Origin of the sequence: Nakamurella endophytica, from assembly GCF_014646215.1 — a bacterium.
Classification (GTDB): Bacteria; Actinomycetota; Actinomycetes; order Mycobacteriales; family Nakamurellaceae; genus Nakamurella; species Nakamurella endophytica.
The window spans coordinates 54,645-67,901 of the sequence record NZ_BMNA01000012.1; the positions used below are offsets into that span (position 1 = coordinate 54,645).

Genomic DNA, 13,257 nt, shown 5'->3' on the forward strand with positions numbered 1-13,257 from the left:
TTGATGCGGCTGTGGACGCCGCACCGGATGGCGTACGTCACGGCGTCGGAACCGGCGTCGGCCGCCCTCGACGACCGGCCGGCCGGTGACGCCGCGGCGCGGGGGACAGCGGCCGCATCCGGGGGCGGCGCCGGCGGCCGCACCGCCTGCCCGTTCTGTCGCATCCCCACCATGTCCGACGCCGACGGGCTCGTTGTCGGCCGCGGCCGGCACGTGTTCGCGGTGCTGAACCTGTACCCGTACAACCCCGGGCACCTGATGGTGGTGCCGTACCGGCACATCCCGGACTACACCGACCTCGACCCGGACGAGCTCGCCGAGTTCAGCGAGCTGACCCGGCACGCGCTGGCCGTCATCCGCTCGGTCTCGGCCCCGCACGGGTTCAACATCGGCATCAACGCCGGGAGCCCGGCCGGCGCCGGCATCGCCGCGCACCTGCACCAGCACGTGGTGCCGCGGTGGAGCGGGGACGCCAACTTCATGACGGTGATCGGCGGGACCAAGGTCCTCCCGCAGCTGCTCACCGACACCAGGGCGCTGCTGGCCGACGCCTGGTGAGGCGACGCCGGGCGGCCGTCCCGGCCGGCGGGCCGAGCGGCGTGCGGACGGCCACCGGGACCCGGGTGCGGGGCGGGCGTGCCAACCGTCACGGCTCGCCGCCGCCCGACCCCGCACCGCCCGGCGGTTATCGTGGTCCGGCCGGACGTCCGACGGCCGGCCGGGGTCGGACCGCGGCCCCCTGGCACGACCCCGAAAGAGACCGATGCTGAACTCGTTGGCCCGCGGCTCGGTGTCCCGGGTCACGGATCCCATCGGCCGCGCCCTGCTGCGGGCCGGGCTGGGACCGGACCTGGTCACCGTCCTCGGCACGGTCGGGGTGGTGGTCGGGTCCGTCACGCTGCTCGGCACCGGTCACCTGTTCGTCGGGACGCTGGTGGTCACCGCGTTCGTGCTGTTCGACCTGTTCGACGGAGCCATGGCCCGGGCCCGCGGCTACGGCACCCGCTTCGGGCTCGTGCTGGACGCGTCCTGCGACCGCATCGCCGACGGCGCGCTGTTCGGGTCGCTGGCGTACTGGGCGTTCGTCGGCGACCACAACCCGCCGCTCGGCGTCGCCTGCCTGCTCGTGCTGGTGGCGGGCCAGGTGGTCTCCTACGTCAAGGCCAGGGCCGACTCGGTGGACCTGCGGATCGGCGGCGCGATCGCCGAGCGGGCCGAGCGCAACGTGCTCGGGCTCGTCGGCAGCGGTCTCGCCGGGCTGCACGTGCCGCTGGCCATGCAGGTCTGCCTCTGGGCGCTGGCCGCCGCCTGCGTCGTCACCGTCGTGCAGCGGCTGGCCCAGGTGCGGGCGGCCGCCACGGCCGCCGGCGACGGGCCGCCCGCGGCCGAGACCGCCGCGGTGCGGCGCGGTGGATCGCGCCGGCCGCGTCCGGTGCAACGCGCGGAGGGCACCCGGCGCAGGGCGGCCGCGCGGCGGCCCAGCGGGCGATGACCGTCCCGGGCCCGGCGGGTCCCGACCCGGCGACGCGGGATTTGCCGAGCTCCTCGCCGCGGGCCGCGGCCCGCCTGGCCGAGGCCGCGATCGGTGTCGGGTACCGGGCAGCCTGGGCCGGGGTCCGGGTGCTTCCCGAGCCGGTCACCCGGCGGGCCGCCGACCTGCTGGCCGACAGCGCCTACCGCCGGCGCGGGCCGGCGGTCGTCCGGCTCGCCCGGAACCTGCGGCGGGTGCTCGACGGGCGTGCCGCCGCGCTGGCCGCGGCGCCCGCAGCGGACCCGGCCGCCGCCTCGCGCGGTGCGCTGCCCGGCGCCGCCACGCCGGCGGAGCTTGCCGAGGTGGTCCGCGCTGGGCTGCGGTCCTACGCGCGGTACTGGCTCGAGACGTTCCGGCTGCCGGCCATGGACCACGCCGAGGTGGCGGACCGGGCGCTGGCCGGCACCGAGGGCCTCGAGCACCTGACCGCAGCGCGGGACGCCGGACGGGGCATCGTCCTGGCGCTGCCGCACTCGGGGAACTGGGACATCGCCGGGTTGATGCTGGCGCGGATGTACGGCTCGCTGACCTCGGTGGCCGAGCGGCTGCGGCCGGAGTCGCTCTACGACGCGTTCGTCCGGTACCGCGAGTCTCTGGGCATGGAGATCCTGCCGCTGACCGGGGGACCGTCGGCCTCCCAGGCGCTCAAGGACCGGCTGCGCGCGGGCGGCATCGTCTGCCTGCTCGCCGACCGGGACCTGTCCGCGGCCGGCATCCCGGTCCGGTTCTTCGGCGCGCAGACCCGGATGCCGGCCGGCCCGGCGATGCTGGGCGCGCTCACCGGCGCGGACGTCCTCCCGGTGCACCTGAGCTACACACCGGGCGGCTGGCGGCAGGTGGTCCGCCCGCCGCTCCGGCTACCGGGCACGCGGCTGGCCGAGCAGGTGCGCGGCGGCACCCAGCTGCTCGCGGACGCCTTCGCGCAGGGGATCGCGGAGCACCCCGCCGACTGGCACATGCTCCAGCCGCTCTGGCTGGCCGACCTGGACCCCGCCCGGCGGCCGGCGTCCCGCCCCGGCACCGGGCCGGGATCGCCGCGGTGAGGGTGGGACTGGTCTGCCCGTACTCGCTGGACGTGCCCGGCGGCGTGCAGGCCCACGTGGCGGACCTGGCCCGGACCCTGATCGCGCTGGGGCACGACGTCTCGGTGCTGGCCCCGGGCGACGAGGACGGTGCCGACTATCCCGACTACGTGCAGGCCGCCGGCCGCAGCGTGGGCATCCCCTACAACGGGTCGGTCGCCCGGCTGTCGTTCGGGCCGGTCTCCTACACCCGGGTGCGGCGGTGGATCCGCGCCGGCCGGTTCGACGTGCTGCACGTGCACGAGCCCGTCGCGCCGAGCCTGTCCATGCTGGCCCTGATGGTCGCCGACGGGCCGATCGTCGCCACCTTCCACACCGCGAACCCGCGGTCCCGGATGCTGGCCGCCTTCCAGGGCGTGCTGCGGCCGTTCCTGGAGAAGATCACCGGACGGATCGCGGTGAGCGACCTGGCCCGGCAGGTGCAGGTCGAGCACCTGGGCTCGGACGCCGTCGTGATTCCGAACGGCGTCGACGTCGCGTTCTTCGCGAGAGCCCGGCCGCTGCAGGGCTACCCGCGTCCGGGCGGCACGGTCGGTTTCCTCGGGCGGTTCGACGAGCCGCGCAAGGGCATGTCGGTGCTCCTGGACGGTCTCCGGCTGCTGGCGCCGTCCCGTCCGGGGCTGGAGCTGCTGGTGGCGGGGGCGGGGGACCGGGACGAGCTGCTGGAGCTGGCCGGCCCCGAGGTCGCCGGCCACGTACGGACGCTCGGGCGGGTGTCCGACGCGGAGAAGGCGTCGATGCTGCGGTCGGTGGACGTCTACTGCGCCCCGAACACCGGTGGCGAGAGCTTCGGCATGATCCTGACCGAGGCGATGAGCGCCGGCACCCCCGTGGTGGCCAGCGACCTGGACGCCTTCCGCCGGGTGCTGGACGACGGGTCCGCGGGCGTGCTGTTCCCGGTCGGCCGACCCGCGGGGCTGGCCTCGGCGCTGGCCGGGCTGCTCGACGACCCGGCCCGCCGGGCCGCGGTGGCCGACCGGGCGCGCGCCGTCGTCGCCGGGTACGACTGGCCGGTCGTCGCGCAGCGCGTGGTCAGGGTGTACGAGACGGTGGTCGCGGCGGATCCGCGGGCCGTCGGCGAGGCCGAGTGAGCCGACCGCCGGTGGCCGAGGTGGCAGAGTGACGCCCACCTCGTCCCGCTCCGCGGGACCCGCGGCGAGGAGGGCGCCCTGACCACCGCAGTCGTCCTGGTCCTGGTGGTCGCGCTGCTCGTCGCGGCCCTGCGGCTGTGGTCCACCGCGAACCGGCTGGACCGGCTGCACGTGCGCACCGAGGCCGCGTGGGCGGCGCTGGACGGTGCGCTCTCCCGGCGGGTGGCCGCGGTGCGGGTGGCCGCCGCCGCCGGGGCGTGGGACCCGGTGGCCGCGGAGGAGCTCCGCGCGCTGACCGCGGTCGCCGACCGGGCGCCGCGGCCGGTGCGGGCCGACGCGGAGAACGACCTCACCCGGGCGCTGGACCGGCTGCCCCGGGTGGCGGCGCCGGAGCTGGCCGGGGAACTGGTGGACGCGGCCGAGCGGATCTCGCTGGCTCGCAGCTTCTACAACGACGCGGTCCGGGACACCAGGGCGCTGCGCGAGCGCTGGTTCACCCGGCTGTTCCGGCTGGCCGGCCGGGCGCAGCTGCCCGCGTACTTCGAGATCGCGGACCCGACGGGGCCGGGCCGCCGGCGCTCCTCGGCGCGGGTCGTCCTGGTCGATCGGGACGGCCGCACCCTGCTGTTCTCCGCGGCGGACCCGACCGGGCGCACCGTCTGGTTCACCCCCGGCGGGGGTGTCGAGGCTGGGGAGGACCTGCTGACCGCCGCCCGGCGGGAACTGGCCGAGGAGACCGGGCTGACGCTGCCGGCCGAAGCCCTCGGCGGGCCGCTGTGGCGACGGGAGGCGCAGTTCGTCTTCGCCGGCGTCCCGTACGACCAGGTCGAGTACTACTACGCGGCGCTCGCGCCGGACGGCCACGGCATCGACACGGCCGGCTTCACCGACCTCGAGGTCGAGAGCATCAGCGGGCACCGCTGGTGGACCGAGGACGACCTGCGGTCGACCGGCGACCCGGTGTACCCGGTGGAGCTGGCCGACCGGCTGGGCGAGGCGCTGGCCGCCGCGGTCCAGCCGCAGCGGGTGCCGGCCGGGACGGTGGCGGCGATCCGCTGACCGGCGACGCGCTGGTCCGCGGGCTGCCGGGCTGCCGATCCCTGAGCTGCAGGGCCGCCGATCCGTGACCGGCCGGGCCGCCGGGCCGTGAGTCGCCGGGCGGCGGTCGCGGTCGCGGGGTCCCCGATCGACCGGGCCGGGCCGGGCCGGGCGCCACCCGGCCCAGCGGCCCGTCGGCTCCTCCACGGCGCGCGATCGACGCGACACAGAGCGTGGCGCGCCCGGCTCCGGGACCGCGGAACCTACCGTGACGGCAACCGCCGAGCGTCGGCGGCGGAGCGGGAGGTGCCGTGCGCCGACGTCGCGCCGTGCTGGGCGGATGGGCGGTCGCCGTGCTGGTGGCCGCCGGTTGTGCCGGCGGGCACGGTGAGCACCGTGAGCACGGTGAGCACGATGCGAGCCCGACCGGGGCGCCGACCGGGGCGTCGACGTCGCCGGTCGTCCCGTCCGGCCGGCTGCCCGGCACCGCGTCCCCGTCCGTGCCGGCTCCGGTGCCGCATCCCGTGCCGGTCAGTACCGCGGCCATCGGGTCACCCGCCTCCGTGCCCTTCCGGCTCCCGGGACCGACGCGCGCCGCCGGGCCGCGGGCGGCTGCGGCGCCGTCCCCTCCCGTGCCGGCCGGCCCGGTGACCGACCCGCTCACCGGCGGCGCGGTCTCCACGAACCCCGTGGTGGCCGTGAAGATCGACAACACCTTCTTCCAGGTGCCGCAGTTCGGCGTCGCCGACGCCGACATGGTGTTCGTCGAGCAGGTCGAGGGCGGCCTGACCCGGCTGATGGCCGTCTTCCACACGGTCCTGCCGGCCGAGGTGGGCCCGGTGCGGAGCGTCCGCAGCACGGACGCCGAGCTGCTGCCGGCGTTCGGCCGCCCGGCGCTGGTGTTCGCCGGCGGCGCCGACGGGCCGATGTCCGACCTCGGGCGGACGTCGATCGTCGACACTTCGGCGCGCGACGATGCGTACTTCCGGTCCGACGCGGCCTGGGGCACCTACAACCTGCACGCCGACCTGCAGCGCATCGCCCGGCTCCCCGGCCTGGGTGCTGCCCGGTCCATCGGGACGGTGTTCGACGACCGCGATCCGCGGCTGGCCGCCGGTCGCCCGGTGCACGAGCTCGGCGTGACCATGGAGGCCGGTCGGACCGACTTCGTCTACCAGGCCCAGCGCTGGACCCGGACCCGGCAGGGCAGCCCGGTCACCGACTGGTCGGGGGCGCTGCAGGCGCCGGACAACGTCCTGGTGCTGCACGTCACCGACGAGCCGGACGGCACCGTCGACACGCTCGGTGCGCCGTCGTTCCTGTCGCACACCGTCGGCTCCGGCGCGGCGACGCTGTACCGCAACGGCCGGGCGCTCGACGGGCGCTGGGCCCGGCCGGCCGCCGGGGCGTCGTTCCGGCTGGTGGCCGACGTCGACGGGCAGCCGCTGCGCTTCAAGCCCGGCCGCACCTGGATCGTGCTGGCGCCGCAGAGCGCCCGGGTCGACGAGTCCTGATCGGCCGGGCCGGGATCGCCCGGCCGGGCCCGCCGCGCCGGGCCCTGCCCGCCCTGCCCGCCCTGCCCGGCTGATATACCGGGACCACCCGTCCCGGCGCGCACCGACGTCCGGGCGCCGACCCCAGGAGCCGTGCAGGTGACCAGCCGTCCCCGACCCGACAGCAGCACGTCGTGACCGCCGCGGCGGTACCGGGCCCGCAGATCGTCGACTTCGACGTCGCGACCGGCGCCATCGACGGGCTGCTGGTCATCACCATGAAGCAGGTCACCGAACCCCGCGGCACGGTTCGGGAGTTCTACCGCCGCTCGGGGTACAGCGCCGCCGGTGTCGGGTCCGCCGACCGGCCGTGGGCGCAGATCAACGTCACGGCGACCGAGCAGGGCGGCATCCGCGGGCTGCACGGCGAGGCGATGACCAAGCTGGTGGCCGTGGTGCACGGCGAGGCGTTCGGCGCCTACGTCGACGCCAGGCCGGACAGCCCGACCCGGGGCGCCGTGGAGACCGTCCGGCTGCTGCCCGGAAGGCAGGTGCTCGTCCCGCAGGGGGTGTGCAACGGCTTCCAGGCGGTCGCGCCGGGCGTCACCCAGTACGTCTACTGCTTCGACCAGGAATGGCAGCCCGGCATGGCCGGCGTCGCGGTGAACCCGCTCGACCCCGCGCTGGGCATCGACTGGCCGATCGCGGTGGACCGGGACGACCCGGCCCAGCTGTCCGCCAAGGACGGTGCCGCGCCGACGCTGGCCGAGGTGCTCGGCGGCTGAACCCCACCGTCCCGAACCGCACCGCAGGAGCGGACCTGCAGGCCCGCGCCCGGTGGGGCGTCAGGCGAGCCACCCCGGCATGACGGACGTCCGCGCCGCCGCCGCCCGGCCGGCGATCGCGGCCAGCCGCTGGACCGCGGTGTCCAGCCGGTCGGCAGGCTGGGTGAACGGCAGCCGCAGGAAGCTCTCCATGGTCCCGTCCGGTCCGAACCGGGGCCCGGGGGCGATCGACACGCCGGCGGACGGCGCCAGGCGGGCCAGCTCCGACGCCCACGGCCCGGGCAGCTCGATCCAGCAGAACCCGCCGCCGAGCGGCCGGGACGCGCGCCAGTCCGGCACGTGCCGCTCCAGGGACCCGCGGAGTGCCAGGACGCCGCGGGTCAGCCGCTCCCGCTGGATCCGCAGCGCCTGGTCCGGGGCCGCCAGCAGCTCGGCGGCGACGAGCTGCTCGAGCACCGGGCCGGACATGTCGCCGCGGGCCCGGGTCGCCGCGAGCCGCTCGACCAGCGGGCGGGCCGCCCGGATCCAGCCGACCCGCAGGCCGCCCCACAACGACTTGGAGACCGAGCCGAGCGACACCACCCGGGTGTCGTCGGTGAGCGCCGCCATCCGCGGCGGCAGCGGTCCGGTCGTGGTGAACGGCAGGTCCCGGAACGACTCGTCGACGACCAGGACGGTGCCGGACGCCCGGGCCGCGGAGACGACGTGCTCCCGCGTCGGGAGGTCCATCAGGGCGCCCGTCGGGTTCTGGAAGTCCGGGATCAGGTAGCCCAGCCGCGGCGCCGACCGGCGCAGCTGCGTCGCCAGCAGCTCGGCGTCCCAGGTGCCGCCGGCACCGGCGTCCACCAGGCCGATCGGCTCGGGCACCCGGCGCTGCGCGCGGATGGCGTCCAGCGCCACCGGGTACGTCGGGCACTCGATGAGCACGCGGTCGCCGGGCAGCGACAGCTCCGCCATCGCCAGCGTGAAGGCGTGCTGCGCGCCGTTGGTCACCAGGATCTGCTCCGCGGTGGTGGGCACGCCGTCCGCGGTGTAGCGCTCGGCGATGACCGCGCGCAGCGCCGGCAGCCCGAACGGCTGGTAGCCGTCCGAGGCGAGCAGTGCGGGCAGCGCGGCGGTGGCGGAGCGCACCGCGGCCATCACCGGTTCCTCGGCGGCCGGCAGGCTGGCCGTGCTCAGGTCGATCAGCTCCGGGCCGTCGGGCCGGCGGTACCCGAAGATGCCGGCCGGCCCGGCCGCGGTGCGGGACGCGCCGGCGTCCGCGTCGGGGAGCCGCAGGCGGCTGCCGGAGCCGCGCCGGGAGTCCAGCCAGCCCTGGTCGCGCAGCAGCGCGTAGGCGGCGGCGACGGTGGTCCGTGACACCGCGAGGCCGGCTGCCAGGTCGCGCTCGCTGGGCAGGCCGGTGTCGACCGGGATGCGGCCGTCGAGGACCGCACCGCGGATGCGGTGCGCCAGTTCGCGGTAGCCGGCCGGCCGCGCGCCGGTGGATCCGGTCGTGGGGCCGGCGGTCGCCCCGGCGCCCGGTCCACGGTCGTCCACGACGGGACCGAGGCGGCGGGCCAGTGCGGCGGCAGTGAGTCGGGTGGCGGGCGGCATGCGGGCCACTTTCCGCGGATTGGCCCTGGTTGTCTAGGCCACCTCGGGCGAAGGTGGGGTGGTGGCCGTGCCGACCGAACCCCGCTGCCCCGCGCCCGTCGTCCCGCAGCCGTCGCAGGCCGTCCCGCCGCAGGCCGGCGCGGCCCCGGCGACGCCCGGCGCCGGCGGCCGGCGTCGGTCGGTCCTGCGCCTGCTGGCCCCGGTGCCGGCCGATCGGCGCCCGCGCCGGTTCGGGCAGCTGCTCGTCGGGCTGGTGCTCTACGGCGTGACGATGGGACTCATGGTGCGGGCCGCGGTCGGGCTCGACCCGTGGGACGCCTTCCACCAGGGGCTCACCCGGCAGCTGCAGCACGTCGTGCCGCTGTCCTACGGCACGGTGATCACCGCGGTGTCGGTGCTGGTGCTGCTGGCGTGGATCCCGCTGCGCCAGCGGCCGGGCATCGGCACGGTGGCCAACACGTTGATCATCGGCTTCACCACCGACGCCACGCTGGCGCTGGTGCCGCCGGTCCCCGGGCTCGGCTGGCAGGTCCTGCTGCTGGTCGCCGCCGTCGTGGGCAACGCCACCGCGGGAGCCCTATACCTGGGTGCGGGGCTGGGGCCGGGTCCGCGCGACGGGCTGATGACCGGTCTGGTCGCGCGCGGCTGGGGCTCCGTCCGGCGGGTCCGGACCTGCATCGAGCTGTCCGTGCTGGCGGTGGGGTGGGTGCTCGGCGGCGCGGTCGGCGTCGGCACGGTGGTGTACGCGCTGGGCATCGGGCCGCTGCTGCACCTCCTGCTGCCCCGGTTGGTCGTCGGCCGGTCCCGCGCCGCCTGAGCCGCTCCGGGGGTGCGGTGGTGGGTGCCGTGGCGGGTGCCGGCGGTGACCGGTGGGTGCCGGCGGGTGCGTCGCGGGCCGGCCGCCGGCCTGCGCGGGCCGGCCGCCGGCCTGCGCGGGCCGTCCACCGGCGGAGCGGGCGCCGGTAGGATCCATCGGTGCCGACGGGCGGTGAGCACGCCGCACGGTGCGGCGGAGTGGGGTGAGCAGACCCCCACCACGACTGGGAGCGGGTCATGAGCGGGCATTCCAAGTGGGCGACCACCAAGCACCAGAAGGCGGCCAAGGACGCCAAGCGGGGCAAGCTGTTCGCCAAGCTGATCAAGAACATCGAGGTCGCCGCGCGCACCGGCGGCGGTGACCCGGACGGCAATCCCACGCTCTGGGACGCCATCCAGAAGGCCAAGAAGAACTCGGTCCCGATCGACAACATCGAGCGCGCCCGCCGCCGCGGGTCGGGCGCCGAGGCCGGCGGCGCCGAGTACCAGTCGATCACCTACGAGGGCTACGGCCCGAACGGCGTGGCCATGCTGATCGAGTGCCTCACCGACAACCGCAACCGCGCGGCCAGCGAGGTGCGGGTGGCCGTGACGCGCAACGGCGGCACGATGGCCGACCCGGGCTCGGTGTCGTACATGTTCAGCCGCAAGGGGCAGGTCGTGGTGCCCAAGGGCGGCGACCTGAGCGAGGACGACCTGCTGCTCGCGGTGCTGGACGCCGGCGCGGACGAGGTCGTCGACGCCGGCGAGGTCTTCGAGGTCACCTCCGAGGCCACCGACCTCGTCGCGGTGCGGACGGCCGTGCAGGACGCGGGCATCGAGTACGACTCCGCCGAGCCCGTCTTCGTGGCGTCGGTGAACGTCACCCTCGAGGCGGACGGCGCGCGCAAGGTCCTCAAGCTCATCGACGCCATCGAGGACCTGGACGACGTGCAGAACGTCTACACCAACGCCGACATCCCGGACGAGGTGCTGGCCGAGCTCGACGCCGACTGAGCCGGATCCGGTCGGCCGCCTGCGTGGCGGTCGGCCGGGTGGCCGGGCCCGCCCGGTAGCGTCCCTCGGACAGGTGTTCGTCCGCTGTCCAGGAGGCCGTCCGGTGCGCGTGCTCGGCATCGACCCCGGCCTGACCCGGTGCGGCGCCGGCGTGATTGACGGCGGTGCCGGGCTGCAGCCCCGCCTGGTCGAGGTGCTGGTGGTCCGGACGCCGGCCGGCCAGGAGCTGCACCGCCGGTTGCTGGCCGTCGCCGCCGGGGTGGAGACCGTCATGGACCGGCTCCGGCCCGACGTCGTCGCCATCGAGCGCATGTTCAGCCAGCACAACGTCCGCACCGTGATGGGCACCGCCCAGGCGGCGGGAGTGGTGGCGCTGGCCGCCGCCCGCCGCGACATCCCCGTCGCCTGGCACACCCCCAGCGAGGTCAAGGCCGCGGTGTCGGGCAACGGTGCGGCCGACAAGAAGCAGGTCACCGCCATGGTGACCCGGCTGCTGCGGCTGCCCGAGGCGCCGCACCCGGCGGACGCCGCGGACGCCCTGGCGCTGGCCCTGTGCCACCTGTGGCGCGCGCCGATGCAGCAGCGGGTGGCCGTCCAGCTGCACCGGGAGCGGCTCGCCGTGGTGGCAGCGAGTGCCGGCGGGGGCGCGGCCGGACCGGCGGGGAGGCGGCGGTGATCGCCTCGGTCCGCGGCGTCGTCGCGTCGGTGGCCCTGGACCACGCGGTGCTCGAGGTCGGCGGCGTGGGGCTCGCCGTCCGCGCCACCCCGTCGACCCTGGCCGGATTGCGGCGCGGGGAGCAGGCCCGGTTGGCGACCAGCCTGGTGGTCCGCGAGGACTCGCTGACCCTGTTCGGATTCGCCTCCGACGCCGCCCGGGAGCTGTTCGAGCTGGTCCAGTCGGTGTCCGGGGTGGGTCCCAAGATCGCTCTCGCGCTGCTGGCGGTGCTGGACCCGGAGGCGCTGCGGGCGGCGCTGGCGTCCGGGGACACGGCCGCGCTCACCCGCGCGCCCGGCATCGGCCGCAAGGGAGCCGAACGGCTGGTCCTGGAACTGCGGGACAAGGTCGGCCCGGCCGCGGCGCCGGCGGGGTCCGGCACCGTCGACGAGGCCGGCGGGGACACCGGTGGATCGGTGCTGGCCTGGCGCCCGCAGCTGACCGAGGCGCTCGTCGGCCTGGGCTTCACCCCCAAGCAGTCCGAGGACGCCGTCGCCGCGGTGGCCGCCGGCACGGACGACCCGGCCGTCGACGGCGGTGACGTCGGCCAGCTGCTGCGCCGCGCGCTGTCGCTGCTCGGGCGGTCCCGGTGACCGCCGCGCGGCGCCCCGAGCCGGACGACGACGGGGACCGGGACGGCGGGCAGCCGCACGACGGGAGACCCGACCCGGACGGCCGCCCCGACCCGGCGGAGGCGGCGCTGGACCCGGACCGGTTGCCGGGGGAGAGCGACCTCGAGGCCTCGTTGCGGCCCCGGTCGCTGGCGGAGTTCGTCGGCCAGGCCCGGGTCCGCGAGCAGCTGGAACTGGTGCTCGCCGGCGCCCGGATGCGCGGCGTGCCGCCCGACCACGTGCTCCTCGCCGGCCCGCCGGGGCTGGGCAAGACCTCGCTGGCGATGATCATCGCCGCGGAGCTCGGCGCCGCCATCCGGCTGACCTCCGGTCCCGCGCTGGAGCGCGCCGGGGACCTGGCGGCCATGCTGTCCAACCTGGTCGAGGGCGACGTGCTGTTCATCGACGAGATCCACCGGATGGCCCGCCCGGCCGAGGAGCTGCTGTACCTGGCGATGGAGGACTTCCGGGTCGACGTCATGGTCGGCAAGGGACCGGGCGCCACCTCGATCCCGCTGCCGATCGCCCCGTTCACCCTGGTCGGCGCCACCACCCGGTCGGGGCAGCTGACGTCCCCGCTGCGCGACCGGTTCGGGTTCACCGCGCACCTGGAGTTCTACGCCGCCGCCGACCTGGCCCGGGTGCTCACCCGCAGCGCCGCGATCCTGGGCGTCGACCTGCACCCGGACGGCGCCGCGGAGATTGCCGGCCGGTCCCGCGGGACGCCCCGCATCGCCAACCGCCTGCTGCGCCGGGTCCGCGACTTCGCGCAGGTCCGGGCGGACGGAGCGGTCACCAGGGAGACGGCCAGGGCCGCGCTGGCCGTCTACGACGTGGACGAGCTGGGGTTGGACCGGCTGGACCGGGCGGTGCTGACGGCGCTCTGCGGGTCGTTCGGCGGCGGACCGGTCGGGTTGACGACGCTGGCCGTCGCCGTCGGCGAGGAGCCGGCGACCGTCGAGGAGGTCTGCGAGCCGTTCCTGGTCCGGCTGGGCATGCTGGCCCGCACGCCGCGCGGGCGGGTCGCCACCCCGCAGGCCTGGGAGCACCTGGGTCTGCGGCCGGGTCCCGGGAGCCGCGGGCCGGCGGATCCCGGCGCGGACGGGACGCTGTTCGACCCCGAGTGACCCTGCCGGACGGAGCACCGACGCCGGCCGTCGGGCCGCCCTCGTCGGGCCCGGCGCCGCCGCCGGTCCGGCCGTTCCGGGCCGGCGCCGCCCGGCCCCGAGGGGTCCCGGTCCGGCCGCCCGACCCGGCCGCATGTCGTGCTGCGCCGCGCCGGCGACGGTGCTCGGGCCCGCTGCTCGGCTAGACTCGCCCGGGTCGACCGACGGGACGTCGCCCGCCGGGTCACGACGGGACACCGCCCGCGGAACCGCCGGGCGCCCATCGACGTTGACCGTCCGGACCGGGATCGAGTCCCCGGCTCGGGCCACACCGGCGGTCCGGCCGGCACGCGCACACAGGCGCAACGAAGCGATCCACTGTGTCAACCGAGGAGAA

General features: G+C 76.7%; 13 protein-coding genes. 12 read left to right on the forward strand and 1 reads right to left on the reverse strand.

Features of this window, described 5'->3' with window-relative positions; genetic code table 11:
* Window positions 1–3 precede the first annotated feature (3 nt).
* The 7 genes from IEY37_RS18440 to IEY37_RS18470 all read left to right on the forward strand — a co-directional run bounded on the left by IEY37_RS18440 (window position 4) and on the right by IEY37_RS18470 (window position 7,020).
* Window positions 4–558, forward strand: a complete 555-nt coding sequence (locus IEY37_RS18440) for an HIT family protein (RefSeq protein ID WP_188944304.1) — start codon at window positions 4–6, stop codon at window positions 556–558.
* Between the two features lie 205 nt (window positions 559–763).
* Window positions 764–1,492, forward strand: a complete 729-nt coding sequence (gene pgsA, locus IEY37_RS18445) for a phosphatidylinositol phosphate synthase (protein WP_188944234.1) — start codon at window positions 764–766, stop codon at window positions 1,490–1,492.
* Window positions 1,489–2,574: a phosphatidylinositol mannoside acyltransferase gene (locus IEY37_RS18450; RefSeq protein WP_188944236.1), complete on the forward strand. Its 1,086-nt coding sequence runs from the start codon at window positions 1,489–1,491 to the stop codon at window positions 2,572–2,574. The genes pgsA and IEY37_RS18450 overlap by 4 nt, the downstream gene beginning before the upstream one ends.
* On the forward strand, window positions 2,571–3,704 hold the full coding sequence (locus tag IEY37_RS18455; RefSeq protein ID WP_188944238.1) for a glycosyltransferase family 4 protein: 1,134 nt from the start codon (window positions 2,571–2,573) through the stop codon (window positions 3,702–3,704). Before IEY37_RS18450 ends, IEY37_RS18455 begins: the two co-directional genes overlap by 4 nt.
* A 105-nt stretch (window positions 3,705–3,809) precedes the next feature.
* Window positions 3,810–4,763, forward strand: coding sequence for an NUDIX hydrolase (locus IEY37_RS18460; protein ID WP_229674628.1), 954 nt, complete (start codon window positions 3,810–3,812; stop codon window positions 4,761–4,763).
* A gap of 626 nt (window positions 4,764–5,389) precedes the next feature.
* Window positions 5,390–6,256, forward strand: a complete 867-nt coding sequence (locus tag IEY37_RS18465) for a DUF3048 domain-containing protein (RefSeq protein WP_188944240.1) — start codon at window positions 5,390–5,392, stop codon at window positions 6,254–6,256.
* A 173-nt stretch (window positions 6,257–6,429) separates the two neighbouring features.
* Window positions 6,430–7,020, forward strand: coding sequence for a dTDP-4-dehydrorhamnose 3,5-epimerase family protein (locus tag IEY37_RS18470; protein WP_229674629.1), 591 nt, complete (start codon window positions 6,430–6,432; stop codon window positions 7,018–7,020).
* A 60-nt stretch (window positions 7,021–7,080) separates the two neighbouring features.
* Here IEY37_RS18470 and yczR read toward each other — a convergent pair whose 3' ends face one another.
* Window positions 7,081–8,616, reverse strand: a complete 1,536-nt coding sequence (yczR, locus tag IEY37_RS18475) for a MocR-like transcription factor YczR (RefSeq protein ID WP_188944242.1) — start codon at window positions 8,614–8,616, stop codon at window positions 7,081–7,083.
* Between the two features lie 184 nt (window positions 8,617–8,800).
* On the opposite strand from yczR, the gene yczE reads away from it, so the two are divergent.
* From yczE to ruvB, 5 genes are all read left to right on the forward strand, one after another.
* On the forward strand, window positions 8,801–9,433 hold the full coding sequence (yczE, locus tag IEY37_RS18480) for a membrane protein YczE (RefSeq protein WP_188944311.1): 633 nt from the start codon (window positions 8,801–8,803) through the stop codon (window positions 9,431–9,433).
* A gap of 236 nt (window positions 9,434–9,669) precedes the next feature.
* Window positions 9,670–10,428: a YebC/PmpR family DNA-binding transcriptional regulator gene (locus IEY37_RS18485; protein ID WP_188944244.1), complete on the forward strand. Its 759-nt coding sequence runs from the start codon at window positions 9,670–9,672 to the stop codon at window positions 10,426–10,428.
* A gap of 103 nt (window positions 10,429–10,531) precedes the next feature.
* Complete coding sequence (gene ruvC / locus IEY37_RS18490; protein WP_188944246.1) at window positions 10,532–11,104, forward strand: crossover junction endodeoxyribonuclease RuvC; 573 nt, start codon at window positions 10,532–10,534, stop codon at window positions 11,102–11,104.
* Window positions 11,101–11,736, forward strand: a complete 636-nt coding sequence (gene ruvA, locus IEY37_RS18495; protein ID WP_188944247.1) for a Holliday junction branch migration protein RuvA — start codon at window positions 11,101–11,103, stop codon at window positions 11,734–11,736. The genes ruvC and ruvA overlap by 4 nt, the downstream gene beginning before the upstream one ends.
* A 107-nt stretch (window positions 11,737–11,843) precedes the next feature.
* Window positions 11,844–12,881, forward strand: coding sequence for a Holliday junction branch migration DNA helicase RuvB (gene ruvB / locus IEY37_RS18500; protein WP_229674638.1), 1,038 nt, complete (start codon window positions 11,844–11,846; stop codon window positions 12,879–12,881).
* The last annotated feature ends 376 nt before the right edge of the window (window positions 12,882–13,257 follow it).